Source organism: Stenotrophomonas sp. STEN225 (assembly GCF_056756445.1).
The window spans coordinates 155,780-175,414 of the sequence record NZ_JBRRBV010000007.1; the positions used below are offsets into that span (position 1 = coordinate 155,780).

At 65.9% G+C, this 19,635-nt stretch carries 24 protein-coding genes and 1 tRNA gene; 17 read left to right on the forward strand and 8 right to left on the reverse strand.

All coding sequences use genetic code 11. The annotated features are described in order from the left end of the window. Positions 1 to 22 precede the first annotated feature (22 nt). A complete protein-coding gene (locus ACVOJ1_RS09475) occupies positions 23 to 1,864 on the forward strand; it encodes a glycosyltransferase family 39 protein (RefSeq protein WP_253118874.1) in 1,842 nt (613 codons plus the stop codon). A 16-nt stretch (positions 1,865 to 1,880) separates the two neighbouring features. On the opposite strand, the gene ACVOJ1_RS09480 is transcribed toward ACVOJ1_RS09475, so the two are convergent. Then, a complete protein-coding gene (locus tag ACVOJ1_RS09480; RefSeq protein ID WP_253118875.1) occupies positions 1,881 to 2,450 on the reverse strand; it encodes a Maf family protein in 570 nt (189 codons plus the stop codon). Between the two features lie 113 nt (positions 2,451 to 2,563). Between ACVOJ1_RS09480 and ACVOJ1_RS09485 the strand changes: the two genes are divergently transcribed. From ACVOJ1_RS09485 to ACVOJ1_RS09550, 14 genes are all read left to right on the forward strand, one after another. Beyond that, positions 2,564 to 3,073, forward strand: coding sequence for a YceD family protein (locus ACVOJ1_RS09485; protein ID WP_049404889.1), 510 nt, complete (start codon positions 2,564 to 2,566; stop codon positions 3,071 to 3,073). Positions 3,074 to 3,180: 107 nt separating this feature from the next. Next, complete coding sequence (gene rpmF, locus ACVOJ1_RS09490) at positions 3,181 to 3,375, forward strand: 50S ribosomal protein L32 (RefSeq protein WP_005408308.1); 195 nt, start codon at positions 3,181 to 3,183, stop codon at positions 3,373 to 3,375. Positions 3,376 to 3,468: 93 nt separating this feature from the next. Then, positions 3,469 to 4,446 carry a beta-ketoacyl-ACP synthase III gene (locus tag ACVOJ1_RS09495; RefSeq protein WP_053519093.1) on the forward strand — a complete coding sequence of 326 codons (978 nt, stop codon included), beginning with the start codon at positions 3,469 to 3,471 and terminating at the stop codon, positions 4,444 to 4,446. A 75-nt stretch (positions 4,447 to 4,521) separates the two neighbouring features. After that, on the forward strand, positions 4,522 to 5,304 hold the full coding sequence (locus tag ACVOJ1_RS09500) for a BUD32 family EKC/KEOPS complex subunit (protein WP_346480353.1): 783 nt from the start codon (positions 4,522 to 4,524) through the stop codon (positions 5,302 to 5,304). 188 nt (positions 5,305 to 5,492) lie between these two features. After that, positions 5,493 to 6,437 (forward strand): ACP S-malonyltransferase, encoded by a 945-nt coding sequence (gene fabD / locus ACVOJ1_RS09505; protein WP_053519097.1) that lies wholly within the window; start codon positions 5,493 to 5,495, stop codon positions 6,435 to 6,437. Positions 6,438 to 6,519: 82 nt separating this feature from the next. Continuing rightward, positions 6,520 to 7,263, forward strand: coding sequence for a 3-oxoacyl-ACP reductase FabG (gene fabG, locus ACVOJ1_RS09510; protein WP_053519099.1), 744 nt, complete (start codon positions 6,520 to 6,522; stop codon positions 7,261 to 7,263). A gap of 152 nt (positions 7,264 to 7,415) precedes the next feature. Continuing rightward, the gene (acpP, locus tag ACVOJ1_RS09515) at positions 7,416 to 7,655 is read left to right on the forward strand and encodes an acyl carrier protein (protein WP_053519101.1); all 240 of its coding nucleotides are present in this window, start codon (positions 7,416 to 7,418) and stop codon (positions 7,653 to 7,655) included. 142 nt (positions 7,656 to 7,797) lie between these two features. Continuing rightward, entirely contained in the window at positions 7,798 to 9,060 is a 1,263-nt protein-coding gene (gene fabF / locus ACVOJ1_RS09520; protein WP_053519103.1) for a beta-ketoacyl-ACP synthase II, read from the forward strand. Between the two features lie 101 nt (positions 9,061 to 9,161). Next, positions 9,162 to 10,526 carry an aminodeoxychorismate synthase component I gene (locus tag ACVOJ1_RS09525; RefSeq protein ID WP_111187154.1) on the forward strand — a complete coding sequence of 455 codons (1,365 nt, stop codon included), beginning with the start codon at positions 9,162 to 9,164 and terminating at the stop codon, positions 10,524 to 10,526. Between the two features lie 154 nt (positions 10,527 to 10,680). Then, entirely contained in the window at positions 10,681 to 11,742 is a 1,062-nt protein-coding gene (gene mltG / locus ACVOJ1_RS09530; RefSeq protein WP_111187153.1) for an endolytic transglycosylase MltG, read from the forward strand. Further along, positions 11,739 to 12,404 (forward strand): dTMP kinase, encoded by a 666-nt coding sequence (gene tmk, locus ACVOJ1_RS09535; protein ID WP_111187152.1) that lies wholly within the window; start codon positions 11,739 to 11,741, stop codon positions 12,402 to 12,404. Before mltG ends, tmk begins: the two co-directional genes overlap by 4 nt. After that, positions 12,401 to 13,357: a DNA polymerase III subunit delta' gene (locus tag ACVOJ1_RS09540; protein ID WP_111187151.1), complete on the forward strand. Its 957-nt coding sequence runs from the start codon at positions 12,401 to 12,403 to the stop codon at positions 13,355 to 13,357. The genes tmk and ACVOJ1_RS09540 overlap by 4 nt, the downstream gene beginning before the upstream one ends. After that, positions 13,354 to 13,707 carry a PilZ domain-containing protein gene (locus tag ACVOJ1_RS09545; protein ID WP_053520428.1) on the forward strand — a complete coding sequence of 118 codons (354 nt, stop codon included), beginning with the start codon at positions 13,354 to 13,356 and terminating at the stop codon, positions 13,705 to 13,707. Before ACVOJ1_RS09540 ends, ACVOJ1_RS09545 begins: the two co-directional genes overlap by 4 nt. 113 nt (positions 13,708 to 13,820) lie before the next feature. Then, positions 13,821 to 13,895 (forward strand) — tRNA-Val (locus ACVOJ1_RS09550). Positions 13,896 to 13,979: 84 nt separating this feature from the next. Here ACVOJ1_RS09550 and ACVOJ1_RS09555 read toward each other — a convergent pair. The 7 genes from ACVOJ1_RS09555 to ACVOJ1_RS09585 form a co-directional block, all read right to left on the reverse strand. After that, on the reverse strand, positions 13,980 to 14,543 hold the full coding sequence (locus tag ACVOJ1_RS09555; RefSeq protein WP_346480354.1) for a hypothetical protein: 564 nt from the start codon (positions 14,541 to 14,543) through the stop codon (positions 13,980 to 13,982). 52 nt (positions 14,544 to 14,595) lie between these two features. Then, positions 14,596 to 15,000, reverse strand: a complete 405-nt coding sequence (locus ACVOJ1_RS09560) for a hypothetical protein (RefSeq protein WP_346480355.1) — start codon at positions 14,998 to 15,000, stop codon at positions 14,596 to 14,598. Positions 15,001 to 15,458: 458 nt separating this feature from the next. Next, a complete protein-coding gene (locus tag ACVOJ1_RS09565; protein ID WP_346480356.1) occupies positions 15,459 to 16,220 on the reverse strand; it encodes an Imm52 family immunity protein in 762 nt (253 codons plus the stop codon). Next, a complete protein-coding gene (locus ACVOJ1_RS09570; RefSeq protein WP_340044530.1) occupies positions 16,217 to 16,798 on the reverse strand; it encodes a Tox-REase-5 domain-containing protein in 582 nt (193 codons plus the stop codon). Before ACVOJ1_RS09570 ends, ACVOJ1_RS09565 begins: the two co-directional genes overlap by 4 nt. A gap of 194 nt (positions 16,799 to 16,992) precedes the next feature. Further along, the gene (locus tag ACVOJ1_RS09575; RefSeq protein WP_253118881.1) at positions 16,993 to 17,340 is read right to left on the reverse strand and encodes a hypothetical protein; all 348 of its coding nucleotides are present in this window, start codon (positions 17,338 to 17,340) and stop codon (positions 16,993 to 16,995) included. After that, positions 17,321 to 17,800 (reverse strand): DUF4123 domain-containing protein, encoded by a 480-nt coding sequence (locus ACVOJ1_RS09580; protein WP_346480357.1) that lies wholly within the window; start codon positions 17,798 to 17,800, stop codon positions 17,321 to 17,323. The genes ACVOJ1_RS09575 and ACVOJ1_RS09580 overlap by 20 nt, the downstream gene beginning before the upstream one ends. 23 nt (positions 17,801 to 17,823) lie before the next feature. Further along, positions 17,824 to 18,216: a PAAR domain-containing protein gene (locus ACVOJ1_RS09585; RefSeq protein WP_346480358.1), complete on the reverse strand. Its 393-nt coding sequence runs from the start codon at positions 18,214 to 18,216 to the stop codon at positions 17,824 to 17,826. Between the two features lie 423 nt (positions 18,217 to 18,639). Between ACVOJ1_RS09585 and ACVOJ1_RS09590 the strand changes: the two genes are divergently transcribed. Both ACVOJ1_RS09590 and ACVOJ1_RS09595 read left to right on the forward strand, forming a co-directional pair. Then, positions 18,640 to 19,020, forward strand: coding sequence for a tautomerase family protein (locus tag ACVOJ1_RS09590; protein WP_053519221.1), 381 nt, complete (start codon positions 18,640 to 18,642; stop codon positions 19,018 to 19,020). A 130-nt stretch (positions 19,021 to 19,150) separates the two neighbouring features. Then, positions 19,151 to 19,537 carry a DUF2946 family protein gene (locus ACVOJ1_RS09595; protein ID WP_065182485.1) on the forward strand — a complete coding sequence of 129 codons (387 nt, stop codon included), beginning with the start codon at positions 19,151 to 19,153 and terminating at the stop codon, positions 19,535 to 19,537. Positions 19,538 to 19,635 lie beyond the last annotated feature (98 nt).

Below are 19,635 nucleotides of genomic sequence, written 5' to 3' on the forward strand. Positions count from 1 at the left end.
CTCCTCGATTATCCATAGAGCAATGCAGGGCGAACAGCGCGCACGGACGATTTTTCTCTGGTTATGGACGCTGGTCACAGCGGCCAAGCTGGTGGTGGCCGCGCGCCTGCCACTGTTCGTCGATGAAGCGTTCTACTGGCAGGAAGGCCAGCACCTGGCGGCGGCCTATTCCGATCTGCCGGGCCTGACCGCGTGGATGGCGCGGCTGGGCGTGGAGATCGGCGGTCATCACGTGCTGGCCCTGCGCCTGCCGTTCCTGGCGATAGGTGCGTTGCTGCCCTGGCTGGTTTCGCGCATCGCCACGCGCTGGTTCGGTGCCGTGGCCGGTTGGCAGGCAGGCAGCCTTACTCTGCTGATGCCACTGTCGGCCACGCTGGGGCTGCTGGCGGTGCCGGACGTACCCATGGCGCTGGCGGCCGTGCTGTGCCTGCACGCGGGTGCGCGCCTGCTGCACAACGTGGACGCATCATCGGCGATGAAGCTGGCGTTGGGCCTGCTGATCGGTGCGCTCAGCCACTATCGCTTCATCGGTGTGATCGGCGTCGGCTTCATCGCGTTGCTGGCGTTGCCGCAGGGCCGGCGCATGCTGGCCGATCCGCGGGTCTGGGTCGCGCTGGCCATCGGTGTACTGGCCTGGTTGCCGTTGCTGGCGTGGAATGCGGACAACCACGATGCCGGGCTGAAGTTCCAGGTGGTCGAGCGCCATCCCTGGGCGTTCGAGTGGGGTGGGCTGTGGTTCCTGGTGATCCAGCCGATGCTGGTCACCCCCATCCTGTGCATCGCGATGTGGAAGGTGGCGCTGGCCGGCACGCGCAGCGGTGGTGGTGCGCGCGTGCAGTGGCGCTACTTCGGGCTGGTGGGCGGCGTATCGACGCTGGGCATCTTCCTGCTGGGGTTCTTCACCGATGTCGAGCGCATCAGTTTCCACTGGCCGCTGCCGGGCTACCTGGCGCTGCTGGTCGCGGTACCGGTGGTGCTCAATGGATGGCCGCGCTGGCTGCGCAGGACAGGGTGGTGGCTGGCAGGGCTGGGCATGGTGCTGGCGTTCGGCTACTACCTGATGGCATCCACGCCGGCACTGCGCGAGCAGATGGCCGGCAGCAAGTACTACCCGCGCAATTTCGCCGGCTGGGAGCCGTTGGCCAAGGCGGTCCGCGAGGAACTGCAGCAGATGCCAGAAGGCACGCGTGTCCTGGCCGGCAACTTCAAGGTGGGGGCCGAGCTGGGCTTCCAGCTGGGCGATGGCGATATCGAAGTGTTGCCGCACCCGCTCAACGACAAGCATGGCCGCACGGCGCAGCTGGCGCAGTGGAACCTGGTGCATGCCGGTGAGCGCACCGCGCCCATGCTGCTGGTGCTGTCACCCAGCGACCAGCGGTACCGCGAGCTGCTGGACCGCTATCACGCGGTCTGCGAACAGGTGGGGCCGCTGCCGGCACCACGGATTGTCAGCAGTGACCACGGCTTCCAGCGCTTCCTGCTGTTCCGCCTGCCGGCGCAGCGCGCGCCGGGGCCCTGCGTGACGCCGGCGATGGCGTGGCTGGATGCGCCGTCCAATGGCGAGAAGGTGTCCGGCACGCTGGCGATCCGGGGCTGGGCCTTCAAGGACGGCGTCGGCCTGGCGCGCGTGGAGGTGCTGGTCGATGGCCGTTCGATCGGCGATGCACGCTACGGTCGCGAGTTCGACCTGCGCCCGGCCTGGCCGGACAGCACCGATCCGCAGCATCCGGCCGTGGGCTTCGATGCCAGCCTCGATACCTCCGTGCTGGCACCGGGCAAGCACTGGCTGGGCCTGCGCCTGTACGGCCACGACGGCAGCGTGGAAGCATGGCAGGAGCAGCCGTTCGTGGTGGAGAAGCGCTGAAGGCGCTACCCGGGGCTCAGGGCACCCGGAATCCGGCCCTGCGCAGCAGGCCGCACAGAGCGATCAGGGGCAGGCCGACCAGCGCAGTGGGATCGCGGCTGTCGATGGCTTCGAACAGGCTGATGCCCAGTCCTTCGCATTTGAAGCTGCCGGCACAGTCAAGGGGCTGCTCGGCAGCGACATAACGGGCGATTTCCGCGGCATCAAGATGACGGAAGCGCACTTCGGTCAGATCCAGCGCTGCGAAAGATTCTCCGTCCCGTGTGAGATTGAGGGCGGTGTGGAAGCGTACGGTGCGTCCGGCCATGGCCGCCAACTGCGCACAGGCGGCATCGACCGTGCCTGGCTTGCCCAGCGGCCGGCCTTCCAGATCGGCGACCTGGTCCGAGCCGATCACCCAGGCGCCCGGGTGGCGGGCGGCCACATCGGCCGCCTTGGCCGCGGCCAGGCGTACCGCCAGATCCAGCGGGGCTTCACCGCTCAACGGCGTTTCATCCACCTCCGGGCGCGCGCACTCGAACGGCAGGGCCAGCCGCTGCAGCAGTTCGCGGCGGTAACGGGAGGTGGAGGCCAGGACCAGGGTCATGCAACAATACCGGGGCAGGGTGCGGCAGTCTGGCCCGGCCTGACTGCCAGCGGCAAGCCTCATGTGGCGGGCATTTGACAGCCGCCGCCCGGATCCTTAGTATTCAGCGGCTTATGTCCGCGAACGTGCCCGAAACGCTGGATGCCTGGCGGATGGTTGTAGCGCGAAGGCGCTTCGACGGTCAGGTGTCCCTGGCTGAATTGACCCGCCTGCAGGGGTTGGTCGCAGATACCGACGGCGAGTGCGTGTACTCGCTTGAGTTCGGTCGCGACGACGTCTTGCGGGTATCCTATGTGGAACTGACCATCGACACCGCGCTGCCGCTGACCTGTCAGCGCAGCATGCAGCGATTCCTGTTGCCGGTGAAGGTGACCCAGAGGCTTGGCCTGATCCGCGACGAGGACGAGGAATCGTCCCTGCCGGAGGAGTACGAGGCGTTGCTGGTGCCGGAAGATGGCCAGCTGCGTCCGCTGGACCTGGTCGAGGACGAACTGGTGCTGGCGGTGCCGGTGGTACCGCTGTCACCCGACGGTGAAGCAGTCGACAAGGACTGGGCACCGAGCGAAGAAGAAACGAAGAAGGCCAACCCGTTCGCGGCGTTGGCGGCGTTGAAGAAACAATAGCAGCCGGTTGTCGTCGGCGGCTGCGGCGAAAGCGAAAAGTGTGCTGGGCGCTGGCGTCCTGTGCGACGAAACGACGAAGCAAAACGAACCGAGTTTGGAGCAATCCCATGGCTGTCCAGAAATCCCGTGTTACCCCGTCCCGTCGCGGCCAGCGTCGTTCGCATGACGCCCTGAGCGCCAAGCAGCTGTCGACCGACCCGACCACCGGTGAAGTGCATCTGCGTCACCACATCACTGCCGACGGTTTCTACCGTGGCAAGAAGGTCATCCAGACCAAGACCTCGGCCGTCGAAGAAGATTGATGTGCCGGGAAGGCCGCTGCCCGACGGGCAGCGGCCTTTGCCTTCTTTCCCCGGGCGTGCCGGTGATCGGCGGCCCGCGCAACAGGAAACATGATGAGCAAGCGGATCTACTCGAGGATCGCGGGCACCGGCAGCTATTTGCCGGAAAAAGTCCTGACCAACGCCGACCTGGAAAAAATGGTCGAAACCTCGGACGAGTGGATCCAGACGCGCACCGGTATTCGTGAGCGGCACATTGCGGCCGAAGGCGAGACCACCAGCGATCTCGGCTACCAGGCTGCGCTGCGTGCGCTTGAAGCGGCGGGCATCGACGCTTCCCAGCTCGACATGATCGTGGTCGGCACGACCACGCCTGATCTGATTTTCCCGTCCACCGCGTGCCTCATCCAGGCCAAGCTCGGTGTGGCCGGTTGCCCCGCCTTCGACGTCAACGCGGCCTGCTCGGGCTTCGTGTTCGCGCTGAGCGTGGCCGACAAGTTCATCCGTTCCGGCGACTGCAGGCACGTGCTGGTAATCGGCGCGGAAACCCTGACCCGCATCGTCGACTGGAACGACCGCACCACCTGCGTGCTGTTCGGTGATGGTGCTGGCGCCGTCGTGCTCAAGGCCGACGAGGAAACCGGCATCCTCAGCACGCATCTGCACTCTGATGGCAGCAAGAAGGAACTGCTGTGGAATCCGGTCGGCGTTTCGGCCGGTTTCAAGGACGGCGCCAATGGCGGCGGCACCATCAACATGAAGGGCAACGACGTGTTCAAGTACGCCGTCAAGGCGCTGGACTCGGTCGTGGACGAGACCCTGGCTGCCAATGGCCTGGACAAGTCGGACCTGGACTGGCTGATCCCGCACCAGGCCAACCTGCGCATCATCGAAGCCACCGCCAAGCGGCTGGAAATGTCGATGGACCAGGTCGTGGTCACCGTCGATCAGCATGGCAACACCTCGTCCGGCTCGGTGCCGCTGGCGCTGGACGCCGCGGTCCGCTCGGGCCGCGTCGAGCGCGGTCAGCTGTTGCTGCTGGAGGCCTTTGGTGGCGGCTTCACGTGGGGTTCGGCCCTGTTGCGCTATTGATAGTGCAAGTTACGACAACGTGAAGTCTGTCGTTGCGGCCCTCCGGGGCCGTAACGCGTTTAAGGAGGTCCTGTCATGGTTGAGCCCATCGTCATCGACGGGCAGCGCGCCTGGCTGAAGCAGTACGGCAAGGGAAGCCGGGCCATGGCCCTGGGTCTGCTCAACTTCGTCGCCCACCGGTTCCAGCTGGACGCGCTGCGTCCGCCACCGCACCGGGGCGGTGACGCCGCACGCGAGGTCGAGGCCCGCCGCCTGGGCGAACTGCAGGCACAAGGGGTGAACGTGCCCGACGTGATCGGCAGCGGCCATGCCGCGCTGGTGATCGGTGAGAACGGCAGCTCGTTCAACACCTGCCTGCGCGAGGCCGACGACGCCGGGCGGGACCGGCTGGTGATGGCCGCAATGCGGGCACTTGCCGAAGCACACAGCCGTGGCGCCTATTTCGGCCAGCCGCTGCCGCGCAATCTCACCTGGGATGGCGAGCGGGTCGGTTTCATCGACTTCGAGGAAGATCCGCTGGAAGTGATGGATCTGGCCGAAGCCCAGGCGCGCGACTGGCTGATGTTCGGCTATGGCGTGGCCAAGTACTACGCCGACCGACCCGACTGCCTGCAGGCGATGATGGCCGAGGCGATCGGCACCGTGCAGGCGCCGGTACGCGAGCACGTGCACGCTGTGAGCGGCCGCCTGCAGCGCCTGGCCCGGGTCTGCATGAAGCTCGGACGCTCGGCGCGCACGCTGGCCCATTCGATCTTCATCGCGCACGGCGCCACCACCATGGGGGTGCTGATGGTGGTCGGGCTGTGCATGGACTTCTTTGCCGATGGCGAACTGGACATTCTGCAGTTGTTCTGCTGATTGCATCCGCCGGGCATGGCCCGGCGCTACCGGAGCCGTTCACCGGGCATGGCTTGGCGCTGCCGCAACCGTTCGCCGGCCCGGCATTGCTTGCGCGCTCCATACGCCCTGCATACGCGCACGTACAGACGACACGGCGGATTCGCCCTTATCATGGCCCGCTTCGATTGCAACAAGCGGATGACCGCGTGACCGTATCCACCCTCGCTTTTGTCTTCCCCGGCCAGGGCTCGCAGTCTGTGGGCATGGTGGCCGAGCTGGCCGAGCTGCACCCGCAGGTGCGTGAGGCCTTCACCGAGGCATCCGATGGTGCCGGCGTCGACCTGTGGGCGCTGTCCCAGGGTGGCCCGGAGGAAATGCTCAACCGTACCGAATACACGCAGCCGGCCCTGCTGGCGGCGAGCATCGGCGTGTGGCGCGCCTGGAACGCCGTGGGTGGTCCGCGCCCGTCGGTGCTGGCTGGCCACAGCCTGGGCGAGTACACGGCGCTGGTCGCCGCTGGCGCGCTGAGCCTGCATGACGGTGCGCACCTGGTGCGCCTGCGCGGCCAGCTGATGCAGGACGCGGCTCCGGCCGGCGTGGGCGCCATGGCCGCCGTGCTCGGCGCCGAAGACCAGCTGGTGCTGGACGTCTGCGCCGAAGCAGCGGGCAGCCAGGTGGTGGTACCGGCCAACTTCAACTCGCCCGGCCAGATCGTGATCGGTGGCGATGCGGCAGCAGTCGACCGCGCGCTGGCGTTGCTGGCCGAAAAGGGCGTGCGCAAGGCAGTGAAGCTGGCCGTCAGCGTGCCCTCGCATACCCCGTTGATGCGCGAGGCCGCCAACCGTCTGGCCGAAGTGATGGCCGGGCTGTCCTGGCAGGCTCCGCAGCTGCCGGTGGTACAGAACGTCGATGCCCAGGTGCACGACGGCGTGGATGCCATCCGCACCGCGCTGGTCCAGCAGCTGTACCAGCCGGTGCAGTGGACCGGTTGCGTGCAGGCCCTGGCCGCCCGTGGCATCACCCAGGTTGCCGAATGTGGCCCGGGCAAGGTGCTGACCGGCCTGGTCAAGCGCATCGACAAGGCCATCGACGGCCGTTCGCTGGCCACCCCGGGCGACTTTGAAAGCGCCCGCGAGGCATGGTCGGCCTGATCGCCCCTGTTCCTGCCGACCCTGCCAGTGGCCGCTGCACGCGGCGCGGGTGGGGCGGCTGCCCCCGTCTGAGGAAACCATCATGAGCAAGCCCCTGCAGGGTGAAATCGCACTGGTCACCGGCGCCAGCCGTGGCATCGGTGCCGCCATTGCCGATCTGCTGGCCGCCCAGGGCGCCACCGTCATCGGCACCGCCACCACCGAGTCCGGCGCTGCGGCGATCGGCGAGCGCCTGGCGGCCCACGGTGGTCACGGCCGCGCGCTGAACGTCACCGATGCCGCCGCACTGGACAGCGTGCTGGATGGCATCGCCAAGGAGTTCGGCCCGATCTCGATCCTGGTCAACAACGCCGGCATCACCCGCGACAATCTGCTGATGCGCATGAAGGACGATGACTGGGCCTCGATCATCGACACCAACCTGACCAGCGTGTTCCGCACCAGCAAGGCGGTTATGCGCGGCATGATGAAGGCACGCAAGGGCCGCATCATCAACATCGCCTCGGTGGTGGGCGTGACCGGCAATGCCGGCCAGGCCAACTACGCGGCCGCCAAGGCCGGCATCATCGGCTTCAGCAAGTCGCTGGCCAAGGAGATCGGCTCGCGTGGCGTCACCGTCAACGTGGTCGCGCCGGGCTTCATCGACACCGACATGACCAAGGCACTGCCGGAAGAAGCGCGCACCGCGCTGATCAACGACATCGCCCTCGAACGCCTGGGTTCGCCGGAAGACATCGCCCATGCGGTGGCCTTCCTGGCCAGCCCGGCTGCCGGCTACATCACCGGCGAAACCCTCCATGTGAACGGCGGCATGTACATGCCGTAAGCAAGGGGCGCACGGATTGCGCCGCAAGTGGTTGATCTGCGTGGATTTTTGCTGCAATGCAAGGGCGCGCCGGTTTCCACTACACTATCCCACGGCCATCGCCCTTGATGGCGACCACTTTTGAACCACAACTCCATCTGGAGCGAGATCCCATGAGCACCATCGAAGAACGCGTCAAGAAAATCGTCGTCGAACAGCTTGGCGTCAAGGAAGAAGAAGTCACCACCAGCGCATCGTTCGTCGATGACCTGGGCGCTGACTCGCTGGACACCGTCGAGCTGGTGATGGCGCTGGAAGAAGAATTCGAGTGCGAAATCCCGGACGAAGAAGCCGAGAAGATCAGCACCGTGCAGGCCGCCATCGACTACATCAAGGCCCACGTCAAGGCCTGATGTCAGACGGCAGTGCGCGTGCGGGCATCCGCCCGGCGCGCACCGCACCCCATGGGGCCGCTGTTGCGGCCCCGTGTGTTTGCGCATCACACCGAAGCAAACCGCGTTGCCCGAAAGCATCTTCGGGTCAGGAGAATCAGCAATGAAGCGTCGCGTCGTCGTAACCGGCCTGGGTATCGTCTCGCCGTTGGGCAATGATCTGGCCAGCAGCTGGGAAGGCATCACCCATGGTCGTTCGGGCATCGGTCCGCTGACCAACGTCGCCGATTCCTACCTGGAACGGTTCACCACCAAGATTGCAGGTGAGGTCAAGGGCTTCGACATCACCGCCGACAATGCACTGTTCGGCAAGTACCGGGTCAGCGGCAAGGATGCCAAGAAGATGGACCCGTTCATCCATTACGGCCTCGGTGCCTCGTTCATGGCCCTGCATGATTCGGGCCTGGAGATCACCGACGCCAATGCCGAGCGCATCGGCGCCATCGTCGGCGCCGGCATCGGCGGCCTGCTCGGCATCGAAGAGCAGACCATCGAATTCCACGAGGGCAAGAAGATCTCGCCCTTCTACGTGCCCAAGACCATCATCAACATGCTGCCGGGCCAGCTGAGCATCATCACCGGCCTGAAGGGCCCGTCGTTCTCGGCGGTTTCGGCCTGCGCCACCTCGAACCACTCGATCGGCACCGCCATGCGCATGATCCAGTACGGCGATGCGGACGTGATGGTGGTGGGCGGCGCCGAGCGCGGCTCCTCGCCGACCGCCGTGGGCGGCTTCTGCGCGATGAAGGCCATGTCCACCCGCAACGACGCACCGGAACAGGCCTCGCGCCCCTGGGACAAGGATCGCGACGGCTTCGTGCTGGGCGACGGTGCCGGCATCCTGATCCTGGAAGAGTACGAGCACGCCAAGGCCCGTGGCGCGAAGATCTATTGCGAGCTGGCCGGCTTCGGCGCCAGCTCCGACGCGTACCACATGACCGCGCCGAGCGAGAACGGCGAAGGCGCTGCCCGCTGCATGACCATGGCGTTGAAGGACGCTGGCCTGAATCCGGAACAGGTGGGTTACCTCAACGCACATGGCACCTCCACGCCGCTGGGCGACCTGGGCGAAACCATGGCGATGAAGACGGCCTTCGGCGACCACGCCTACAAGATGATGGTCAGCTCCACCAAGTCGATGACCGGCCACCTGCTCGGCGCTGCCGGCGGTGTGGAGGCGATCTTCTCGGTGATGGCTCTGCAGGACAACGTCATCCCGCCGACCATCAACCTGCAGGAGCCGGGCGAAGGCTGTGACCTGGACTACGTCCCCAATGAAGCGCGCCAGGCCAAGGTCGACGTGGTGATGTCCAATGGCTTCGGCTTCGGCGGCACCAACGGCACGCTGATCTTCAAGCGCGTCTGACCGGGTTGTCGCGTCGGGCCATGCTCGACCGGACGTGCTCCACGCACGAGGAAGCCGCCGCAAGGCGGCTTCCGTGTATCTGAATTCCCCTGCAGGCCACCATGACCCACGCCCCGCTGATCCACCCGCTGCCGCATCCGATCGATCTGCTGGCCCTGCAGCAGCAGGCGCCGGAACGTTTCCCGCTGCTGATGGAGTCCACCGCTTCCGGCACCGCGCAGGGCCGCTGGAGCCTGCTGTTGGCCGCACAGGGCGACACGCTGCGCCTGGATGCCGATGGTCGCGTGCGCGACCAGCAGGATACGGTGCAGCCCGGCAGTTTCCTGCAGGCGCTGGACCGCGCCTGGCAGCAGGCACGGCTGCCGCACGATGGCAGTCACAGCCTGCCGTTCCGCGGCGGCTGGGCCTTGATGCTCGACTACGAAGTGGCCAGCCAGATCGAACCGGTGCTGCCGGCGCGTGCGCGCGATGATGGCCGGCCGACGGCACTGGCGCTGCGCTGCCCGGCGGCCGTGCTGCACGATCACCAGAACCACGCCAGCTTCGTCATCGCCGAAGCGGGCGAGCAGGCGCTGCTGGACTCGCTGGTGGCGCTGGCCGCGCAGGCGCTGCCGGAGGCGGGGCAGGGCTGGCAGCCGCCGCAGTCGGTCGGCGAAGACGCGCCGCAGCGCTTCACCGACGGCGTGCGCCGGGTGATCGACTACCTGCGCGCCGGCGATGTGTTCCAGGTGAACCTGTCGCGGCGCTGGAGCGCGCAGTTCGCCACGCCGGTCAGCCCGCAGGCCCTGTACGCACAGCTGCGCCGCGCCAACCCCGCACCGTTTGCCGGCCTGTTCAGTGCGTTTGGGCGGCACGTGGTCAGCTCCTCGCCGGAGCGGCTGGTATCGGTGCATGCCGGCCACGCGCAGACCCGGCCGATCGCGGGCACGCGCCCGCGTTTCGAGGGTGACGATGATGCCGCGCGCATCCAGGAGCTGGTCGGGCACCCGAAGGAGCGCGCCGAGCACGTGATGCTGATCGACCTCGAACGCAACGATCTGGGCCGCATCTGCCTGCCCGGCACCGTGGTGGTCGATGAACTGATGACGGTGGAGAGCTACGCCCATGTGCACCACATCGTCAGCAACGTCAGCGGCCATCTGCGCCCGGAGGTCACCCCCGGCGAAGTGATCGCCGCAACGTTCCCCGGCGGCACCATCACCGGCTGCCCGAAGGTGCGCTGCATGCAGATCATCAGCGAGCTGGAGCAGGTGCCGCGCGGTGCCTATACCGGGGCGTTCGGCTGGCTGAACCGCGATGGCGACCTGGACCTGAACATCCTGATCCGTACCGCCGAGGTGGACGGCCACGAGGTCAGTTTCCGCACCGGCGCCGGCATCGTGGTCGATTCGGACCCAGACAAGGAGCTGGACGAGACCCGTGCCAAAGCGCGTGGCCTGCTGCGCGCCCTGGGCCAGCAGGGGTAGGCGATCGACCCCCGCCGGGCATGGCCCGGCGCTACCGATGCATCACCGCCGGGCCATGCCCGGCGAGCGAAGCGGGGTTGAGTGCCACCCCGGCCATGACCCCACACCACCGGCACGGTATCCTGCACGACGGAATCGAGTTCTGAGGTAATCCATGGCGGGAGCCAAGCGCGGGTGTCTGTTCGTGGTAACGCTGCTGGTGGTGCTGGTCGCGGTCGTGGCCGGCGCGGGCGCGTGGTTCTTCTACAAGCAGACCCAGTTCGCCGATGCCCCGATCTCCCCCTCCGCAGAGACCGTGGTGATCGCCAGCGGCGATGGCCTGAACACCGTGCTGCGCAAGCTGCGCGAGGCGGGCGTGGACGAAGGCCAGGACGCACAGTGGCAGCTGCTGGCACGCCAGCTCGACGCCGCCGGCAAGCTGAAGGTGGGTGAGTACGCGCTGGACAGCCAGCTGACCCCGCGCGAGCTGCTGCTGCGCATGCGCGCCGGCAAGGTCCTGCAGCACCGCGTCACCATCATCGAAGGCTGGAACATCCGCCAGCTGCGCGCGGCGCTGAAGCGTGCCGATCCACTGCTGCACACCACCGATGATCTTGATGATGCGGCACTGATGCAGCGCCTGGGCTTCGGCGGCCAGCATCCGGAAGGCCGGTTCCTGCCGGAGACCTACATCTACCAGCGCGGTGACAGCGACGTGGATGTGCTCAAGCGTGCGCATGCGGCGATGGAAAAGGCGCTGGACGAGGCCTGGCAGAGCCGTGCACCGGACCTGCCGATCAACACGCCGTACGAGCTGCTGACGCTGGCATCGATCATCGAGAAGGAAACCGCGCTGGCCAGCGAGCGCCCGCAGATTGCCGGCGTGTTCATGCGCCGCCTGCAGATCGGCATGCGCCTGCAGACCGATCCCACCGTGATCTATGGCATCGGCGCGGCCTATGACGGCAACATCCGCCGCCGCGACCTGACCACCGATACGCCTTACAACACCTATACCCGTGCGGGCCTGACCCCGACCCCCATCGCCATGCCCAGCCGCGACGCGCTGATGGCCGCGGCACAGCCGGCAGCGGGGGATGCACTGTATTTCGTCGCCGTTGGCGATGGCAGTGGCGCGCACGTGTTCTCGTCCAGCCTGGACCAGCACAACGCTGCGGTAGCGCGCTACCTGCAGCAGCTGCGCCAGCAACGCACCCAGGAGACCCCGGCGCAATGAGTCCCGCGCTGCTACGCCACCCGCGTTTCGTCAGCCTGGAAGGCGGCGAGGGCGCCGGCAAGACCACCGCGATCAATGCCATCCGCGCGTGCCTGCGCCAGCATGGCCATGAGGTGGTGCTGACCCGCGAACCGGGCGGCACGCCGATGGCGGAGCGCATCCGCAGCCTGATACTGAAGCCCGATGCCGAGATCGCCGCCGAGCCGCTCAGTGCCGAGGCCGAACTGCTGCTGGTGTTCGCCGCCCGCGCGCAGCACGTGCGGGAGGTGATCCAGCCGGCCCTGCAGCGCGGTGCCTACGTGCTGAGTGATCGCTTCACCGATTCCAGCTACGCCTACCAGGGAGGGGGCCGTGGCCTGGACCCGCAGTGGATTGCCGAGCTGGAGCGCCGTGCCGTTGGCCTGTTGCCGGGCCTGACCCTGCTGCTGGATGTGGACGTGGCGGTCGGTCGTGCGCGCGCCAATGGCCGCGACCTGTGGCCGGACCGCATCGAGAGCGAGCAGGACGATTTCTTCCAGCGCGTGCGTGAAGTGTTCCGCAGCCGCGCCCAGCAGGATCCACAGCGTTTCGCCGTGATCGACGCGGGCCAGGTGCAGGAACGCGTGGCCGCCGACGTGATCGCGCAGGTCGAGCGCTGGCTGCAGGAAGGAAAGGGCGCATGAGCACCTTCTCGCCCTGGCAGCAGCGCGCATTCGATCAGACCGTGGCCGCGCTCGACGCGGGCCGGCTGGGGCATGGCCTGTTGATCTGCGGCCCGGCCGGGCTGGGCAAGCGCGAGGTTGCACTGGCGCTGGCCGACCACGTGCTGGCGCAGGGCGATGCCGCGCACGCCACGCGCACCCGCCACCTGATCGCTGCCGGTACCCACCCGGACCTGCAACTGGTGAGCTTCATTCCAAACAAGAGCGGCGACAAGCTGCGCACCGAGATCGTCATCGAGCAGGTGCGCGAGATCACCGACAAACTGGCATTGACCCCGCAGTACGGCGTGGCCCAGGTGGTGATCGTCGATCCGGCCGATGCGATCAACCGCTCCGCGGCCAATGCACTGCTCAAGACGCTGGAAGAGCCGCAGCCCGGCCGCTACCTGTGGCTGATCAGCAGCGACCCGGCACGCCTGCCGCAGACCATCCGCAGCCGGTGCCAGCGCCTGGAGTTCAAGCTGCCGCCGCACGAGGAAGCGCTGGCCTGGTTGCAGCAGCAGGGCCACAGCGACGCCTCCGCACGCGAAGCGCTGGACGCCGCGCGCGGCCATCCCGGCCAGGCCGACAACTGGCTGCGCGAGGACGGGCTGAGCCTGCGCCGTGAGGTGGCCCGCGACCTGGAGCAGCTGGCCACCGGCAGGACCGGCGCGGTGGAGCTGGCGCAGAAATGGTGCGGTGATGACAACGCTGCGCTGCGCCTGCGCTTCGCCGCCGACCTGGCGCTGGCCCAGGCCAGCACGGACGCCTTGACCGCGCCGGAGCGATTGCACAAGCTGGCAGCCTGGTTCGACGCTGCCAACCGCACCCGCGACCTGCTGCGCACCACGGTGCGTGCAGACCTTGCGGTGGTCGAGTTGCTGCTGGCCTGGAACAAGGTGAACGAGCGGCCTGCCGCAAGGGGAAATCGATGAGTGCCAGCAACGCCCGCCAGGGCATCCTGTCCCTGGCCGTGAAGGACAAAGCCGCGCTGTACAGCGCGTACATGCCGTTCGTGAAGAACGGCGGCATCTTCGTGCCCACGCCCAAGCGCTACTTCCTCGGCGACGAGGTGTTCCTGCTGCTGACCCTGCCCGATTCCAGCGAGCGCCTGCCGGTGGCCGGCAAGGTGATCTGGGTGACCCCGGCAGGGGCGCAGGGCAACCGTACCGCGGGCATCGGCGTGCAGCTGGCCGACGGCGCCGAAGGCGAGGGCGTGCGCCACAAGATCGAGACCCAGCTGGCCGGCCTGACCAGCTCGGACAAGCCCACCCACACGATGTGAGGCAGCGCCGGGCCACGCCCGGCGGCACGCCTCGAAAACACCCGTGAAGACGGATGTGAAAACTGTTGACGGCCTCTGAAAAGTTCCTATAATGAGCGGCTCAGCAACACACCGGGCGGTTAGCTCAGCGGTAGAGCATTGCCTTCACACGGCAAGGGTCACAGGTTCGATCCCTGTACCGCCCACCATGTTGCAGAACGAAAAAAGCCTCCAGCAATGGGGGCTTTTTTGTTATCTGATGATGCGTGCCAGCGTCGCTGCTGCGGCTGCCATCAGCCGTGCTGATCCAGCAGATCCCGCGCGATCATCGCCGTCGCATCCAACAGGTCGTGGCCGCTGCCGGCCTGCACCACCACCGCCAACAGACCACGGCCCACCTCGGCATTGCCGCTGGTCAGTTCCATCTCGCCTTCAAAGCACAGATCGGCCAGCCATTCGTGGGCCTGTTGAAGCCCACGCTTGCGGACGCGGCGGAACTCCGCGAACAGCTTCGCCTGGCCGGCCTCGTGTTCGCCGTCAGCGAGCAGGCCAATGGCGCCGCCGTGCGCAGCGCGCCAGACCTCGGGCAAAGGCCGGCCGTGCTCATCCAGCATCTCGGGTGCAAACTGTGCGCAGTACATCTCGTAGCGTTTGCCTGCTGTGCTGGCCGGCACGATACCGGCCTCGGCAAGCAGGCGTTCGGCTTCGTCGAGCTGATTGAACTTCAGGCGCAGCAGAGCGGGGCGGCTCAGTTGTCGAGCCAGCGCGTGCTGGTTGGCGGCGAACCACACGGTCCAGCCCACGGTCGCGCGGCCCTCCAGTGCGGCCTTGAAGTAGTCCAGATGTTCGGCGTCCATTGCGGCCTCCTGCGTTCCCTGCGCGATTGTAGCGGGAGGGCATCCGGGCCGGTCAGTCAGCGCCGGAGAGGCAATGATTCGCCTCGCGCACCAGCTGTCGTGCGGCCACGATCAGTCCGTCGGTGTGGAAAGCGCCCAGCTGTTCGTCCGGGCCGCCTTCGTTGCGTGCATGGTCGGCGGCCTGCAGCAGATCGAGCAGTGCGGTAAGCCCAGACATCGAGCGGCGCAGCGAGGCGTGATTGCTGGCAACTAGGGTGAGGCTCTTGCACGGCTGTCCGTCATCGCCGTCGGCGCGGCTGATGGCATTGAGGTACGTGAAGAAGGCAGGCGACTGCACGGGCAGACTCTGTTCGTGCAAGGCGCACTCGATCTCGCGTGCGAGGTCCTCGGGCACGTCGGCGGCGATGTCGCCGATCAGGGCGTGCAGGCGGGGATGGACAGCGGTGCGGTTGGTCATGGCGAAACCCTCACTGGCGTGGGGCCACCTTCCGAGTGAAGGTGGCGGACGGTGCGGGTTGGCGTACCAAGGCAAACGAACTTCCACCGAGAGGAAGGCCTGGCGGATCTGTCGATCCCCACGCACCGGCCGCCATTGAAGGCAATCGGTGCATTCTCTCTGCTGAGGCGTGAACCGCAGCGGTGGAAGTTCGTTCGTTTATTCGAGACGCCAATCCCGGCCAGGGCAATCTGCCTCGGCGCGGCGGTCATCCGGCTGCGCAATCACATCGGTCTGTAAGGAAAATTCTCTTTCATGCCAATGCGGAGGAGGGAGATCTCGATCTGTGCGACAGTGCACGGGCGCGCTGCGAGCAACGTCACTTCCGATGCGACGCGCTGCACGGGCTGTCGGTGCACTTCGCGACAACGCGGTACGCGCCGCGGGTTGTTTGCGTCACGCTGCGCACGATGCCCGGATCACTCGAGCAGCGTCGGGTCGGTGATATCCAGCAGCCCGGCATTCGCCATCCGCAGCTCAACCTGATGCGCGCGCCTCAGATGTTCCGGGTTGCGCAGATCGAAGGGTTCGTCCAGCGCTACGATCATCGTTCCCTTGCCTTTCACGACCTCCATGGACGCCGCTTCAGGAATGAATTTCTTCGGCACGAGGTGGGGTACAAATCCCATCCAGCCCAGCCAGCGTCGATGGGGAAACAGTTGATGGAAGTGTGCGTAGGTTTCATATCCCTCTCCGTCCGGGAGTGGGGACGTAACGTCTGTCGCAACGAACACGGCATCCAAACGGGTTGCAATGCTTCGGACGCAGGATCGAATGATTCCGGATGTGCCATCCGGACCAAACGCCTGGACGGGGGCGTTGATGCTCAGGGTAACCCTGCCGAACCACGGCCTGTAATCCAGCGTAGGACAGCCAGGTTGATCATGAGCTTTCTGGCTCAAGGCGGGAGTAATGGAAGCGCCGGCACCGCCTGAATTGGCCGCAGTTGGGTACTTTCTATGGTAGTAGGCGGCGTTCTCGGCGACTGCATCGATGAACCTTGTCTTGTCGCTTAGAGGTACCGGTCTGCCAGAGGAATCACGAAGCGCCCAGTTCTGGAAAAGGTGATGTATCTCGCCAAGCTCTTCGGTAAGTTGCAACAGTTGTCGATAGGCCGCCTCAGCACTCAGCACCTCCACCGGCACAGTTGTATCTATGAATGCGTTGTATATCTCGGTCATGGTGAGTATCTGCAGACTGAGGCAAGTGGGCCAAAGAGGCGTAGTGCGGCCATGTAGCACACTCGTTCGAGGAAGTGCCACTCCAGTTTTGAGGGTCGTCCGAAACCGCTGATGACTCCATGCTGCGTACTTAACTGTCTTATCCAGGATTCCTCAATATTTTCCCTTCTCTTTCCAGACTTCAGCGCAGCCCACAAGCGTAATGTTCCCTTCTCGTCAAAGAACTGGGAGTAGTGGCCTTTCGCTTCAACGGCGGTACATGTTCTTCGCCAGAAGCCATCGAACCGGACACCTGCGCACTGCCACTCGGTTATGGTGATCTGATTCTTCTCGCGGAGGATAGCTGCGCGAGATCTGTCCAGCGCGGTGCCCCCATACGTGTAATCGAAGCTCTCCGGTCCGGCCAGGCGATTGGCGATTCGCAGCTGGTAGTCGTAGTTCCGGTACTGAGTCAGTGGAATCGTGTAGTTCGCGGGCACGAGGTAGCCTTGTGCCAGCTTGCAGGCGTTGCAGTCATTCTGGTTGCTCGTCTGCGAGCAATCTGTCTCGCTTGTCTGCACCCTGGGTTCGGTCTTCACTCCAGTTTCGACACCCGCCGCTTCCTTGATCTTCCTCCATATCTGGCCGAGCGTCGGGCCGCCTGCCGTGTTTCCTGGCATCTGGCCTGGGAGCGGAACGGGAGCATCGCGAACCGGATCCCATGCCCCTGGCGACGTCACCGGGGGAGGGGGAATAGGGAATGGCACAGCACCCATTTTCTGGTCCTTTCAGTTCAGTCTGTCATGCGGGAAGAGGCCAGCAGCGCCAGAAGGTCCGCTGCCGTGGCGTTGGGATGGGTGGTCTCGTTGAACCAGACCCGGGTGACTGCCTGGTCACGCAACCCGCGGGCCCAGGCCACATCGGCTTTCACCCAGCGCACCAGGGTCGGTAGATGCGTGATGTGCAGGGATGTCGTAGCGTGCCGGTAACTTGCACGGACGTCCTCCACGAGTTCGTCGTCGCTTCGTTGGGCGGTTTCGACAGGAAAGTGTCTTCTGGTTTCGCGCGAAAGCGGGACGACGAACGTTGCTGGATCCGGGAGGCAAAGCCTCGCATACTGTTCAGCGCTGAGTGTCAGCATCGCATGCACCTGGCCTTTCGAGATCGGCTCGGACCAGAGTCCAGTCCTGACTGTTCAACGTGACCTGCCACTCCAGTATCGGACCGAGCAGGTCCAGCTGTTGTCGGGGAGTGAGGACATCGCAATATCGGAGGAAGGCTCTCGGGTCGTAGTAGCGCATCAATGCCAACGACCCGTCCGGCAGCGAAATGTCCAGTTTCGTCTGCAGATGTTGAAACAATGGATCGAAGGCTGTCGCTGAAGCCAGTATCGTGATGCCCGAAGACTGGCGGCCGAGGTAGGTCAGCCAGTGATGTACAGGCCTCTGGACCGCTCCCCAAGGTAGTTCGATCAGCCAGGGAGAAGCTTGGGCGAGATCGCTCTCGGGCTGTCCTGTGAACAGCGAGCGGTGGGGCAGTGTGTCCTGCTGAGTGTAATGGCGGAGTTCGCCCTCTCGTTCAGGGGCGGCGGCGCAGTCCACCAAGGCGAATGCTGTCCACGCCGTCACGAGCGCACCAGAAGCGGAGCGCCGCTGGTGCCTGCAGTGAGCAGGCACTCCAGGCAGATGGCCGCTCCGGGAGAGGAGCCTGTCGAGACATCGATCATTGAGGGTGCGGCAGTACAAGGCCCTTCGCTGACGTACACCAGCCGTTGCTGGGTGGACACAAGCTGGCAGCCGCATGCGAGACGGTGACCGTGGAGCGCGACGGGGCGACCGTCGATGATGAGGGTGGGCTCGCCTTCGATGATCGGGAAGACTCCCTGATGCAGCGGACAGGTGGCGCTGTCGCCTTCGCGTGCGACGGCGCTGCCCTCGATGTCTGTGCAGGGTGAGCCGTTGATGACGCGTCCGCTGCTGCTGGTCGTGTCACCAACGACAATCCAGTGTCGTCTCACGTTGGGATATCGAACCTGTTGGTCGGCGCCCAGCGTGCAACCCGGCAACAAGATCCATCAAGCAGTTGCAGCCATCATGCTGTCACTTATGGCACTTCATGCAGCGGCTGATTGTGATCGCTTCTCCCGTTTCTGCTGGAGAAACAAGAGCTTTCCAGAAATTTGGGGTCGCGGGATTCAGTCAATGAGGGCAGGGACGTGGTCTGCGGGACGCTGCGTTGATGAGTTCAGAAACCTGCGAGAAGCGACATGCACCCTAGTAATCAGAGAACGAACGCGGAGCGGCAGGGAAGCTGAGAAGTGCGCCCTCCTGGGGGAGGAAATTGCAGGGCTCTAAACGGGACGCGCGTTCGCGCGACATTTCACACAGAAATCCAGCAGCCCGGCGCATCGTCTCCCAACCCTCCACCCGGGAGCCCCACCATGCCGCTCGCCCGCATCGATCTCCGCAAAGGCCAATCCGCCGACTACCTGCAGCGCGTCGGCGAGGCCATCTACCAGGCTATGCGCGCTGTCGGCGTGCCCGAGAACGACCGCTTCCAGATCTTCCAGGAGCACGACGCCGCCACCCTGGTCTACGACCCCAGCTACCTGGGTGTGCAGCGCTCCGACGATTTCATCTGCATCCAGATCACCTGGAACGAGGGCCGCACCCTGGAGCAGAAGAAGGCGCTGTACGCGGGCATCGCTGACGGCCTGCATGCGGCAGTGGGCATCCGCCGCGAGGACGTGTTCATCAATCTGGTGGAAGTGAAGAAGGAGAACTGGTCGTTCGGGCATGGCGTTGCCCAGTACGCGACGTGAGGCGCCTGCGTCACCCTGTCGCAGGGGCAAAACCCTGAACGTGGTCCAAGGTTGCGGCGCCGCGCCGTAGAATGCCCGGGTGCACCGCCCCCGATTCCACCGCCGGTTCCAGGCCCTGGCATGGCTCGCCCTGCTGCTGGTGCTGCTTGCCCCGCTGGTGAGCCGCTGGGTGGCGCATGGCCGCGTGGCAGCGGCGGCGCCGGTGGCGGCGATGGATCATTCGCTGCATGCGCAGCACACGATGGAAGGCCATCACGACCATCATGCGATGGCGACGCCGCACGATGAGGCCGCGAAGAATCCGCCCGCCGATCCACACGCCGACCATGAAATGGGCGTGGATTGCGATTACTGCCTGATCGCGGCGCGGCTGATCACCCTGCTGGTGGCGGCGTTCCTGCTGCTGGTGCCCTTGGCGCCGGTCTGCCGGGCGCGGCTGGGCGCTGTGCTGGCAGTGCCCGCGCGCCTGGCGGGAACCCTCGGGGCGCGGGGACCACCGGCGGCATTGGCGGGCTGAGCCGCGCACGCGGCCGTGCATTCCCTCTGATGGAAGCCGCCAGGCATGACCTGGCGCTACCGCGTGCGCTTTCCTTCCTGCTGCCCCGCAGTGCGGGG

What these genes read in the sequence shown, in the direction of transcription:
- ACVOJ1_RS09575 (WP_253118881.1), bottom strand. Translation starts at nt 17,340, where the DNA reads ATGCTGACACTCAGCGCTGAACAGTATGCGAGGCTTTGCCTCCCGGAT.
- fabG (WP_053519099.1), top strand. Translation starts at nt 6,520, where the DNA reads ATGAGCAAGCCCCTGCAGGGTGAAATCGCACTGGTCACCGGCGCCAGC.
- ACVOJ1_RS09485 (WP_049404889.1), top strand. Translation starts at nt 2,564, where the DNA reads ATGTCCGCGAACGTGCCCGAAACGCTGGATGCCTGGCGGATGGTTGTA.
- ACVOJ1_RS09565 (WP_346480356.1), bottom strand. Translation starts at nt 16,220, where the DNA reads ATGACCGAGATATACAACGCATTCATAGATACAACTGTGCCGGTGGAG.
- ACVOJ1_RS09495 (WP_053519093.1), top strand. Translation starts at nt 3,469, where the DNA reads ATGAGCAAGCGGATCTACTCGAGGATCGCGGGCACCGGCAGCTATTTG.
- tmk (WP_111187152.1), top strand. Translation starts at nt 11,739, where the DNA reads ATGAGTCCCGCGCTGCTACGCCACCCGCGTTTCGTCAGCCTGGAAGGC.
- ACVOJ1_RS09590 (WP_053519221.1), top strand. Translation starts at nt 18,640, where the DNA reads ATGCCGCTCGCCCGCATCGATCTCCGCAAAGGCCAATCCGCCGACTAC.
- ACVOJ1_RS09500 (WP_346480353.1), top strand. Translation starts at nt 4,522, where the DNA reads ATGGTTGAGCCCATCGTCATCGACGGGCAGCGCGCCTGGCTGAAGCAG.
- ACVOJ1_RS09545 (WP_053520428.1), top strand. Translation starts at nt 13,354, where the DNA reads ATGAGTGCCAGCAACGCCCGCCAGGGCATCCTGTCCCTGGCCGTGAAG.
- ACVOJ1_RS09560 (WP_346480355.1), bottom strand. Translation starts at nt 15,000, where the DNA reads ATGACCAACCGCACCGCTGTCCATCCCCGCCTGCACGCCCTGATCGGC.
- rpmF (WP_005408308.1), top strand. Translation starts at nt 3,181, where the DNA reads ATGGCTGTCCAGAAATCCCGTGTTACCCCGTCCCGTCGCGGCCAGCGT.
- ACVOJ1_RS09525 (WP_111187154.1), top strand. Translation starts at nt 9,162, where the DNA reads ATGACCCACGCCCCGCTGATCCACCCGCTGCCGCATCCGATCGATCTG.
- acpP (WP_053519101.1), top strand. Translation starts at nt 7,416, where the DNA reads ATGAGCACCATCGAAGAACGCGTCAAGAAAATCGTCGTCGAACAGCTT.
- ACVOJ1_RS09475 (WP_253118874.1), top strand. Translation starts at nt 23, where the DNA reads ATGCAGGGCGAACAGCGCGCACGGACGATTTTTCTCTGGTTATGGACG.
- ACVOJ1_RS09540 (WP_111187151.1), top strand. Translation starts at nt 12,401, where the DNA reads ATGAGCACCTTCTCGCCCTGGCAGCAGCGCGCATTCGATCAGACCGTG.
- ACVOJ1_RS09480 (WP_253118875.1), bottom strand. Translation starts at nt 2,450, where the DNA reads ATGACCCTGGTCCTGGCCTCCACCTCCCGTTACCGCCGCGAACTGCTG.
- mltG (WP_111187153.1), top strand. Translation starts at nt 10,681, where the DNA reads ATGGCGGGAGCCAAGCGCGGGTGTCTGTTCGTGGTAACGCTGCTGGTG.
- ACVOJ1_RS09555 (WP_346480354.1), bottom strand. Translation starts at nt 14,543, where the DNA reads ATGGACGCCGAACATCTGGACTACTTCAAGGCCGCACTGGAGGGCCGC.
- fabF (WP_053519103.1), top strand. Translation starts at nt 7,798, where the DNA reads ATGAAGCGTCGCGTCGTCGTAACCGGCCTGGGTATCGTCTCGCCGTTG.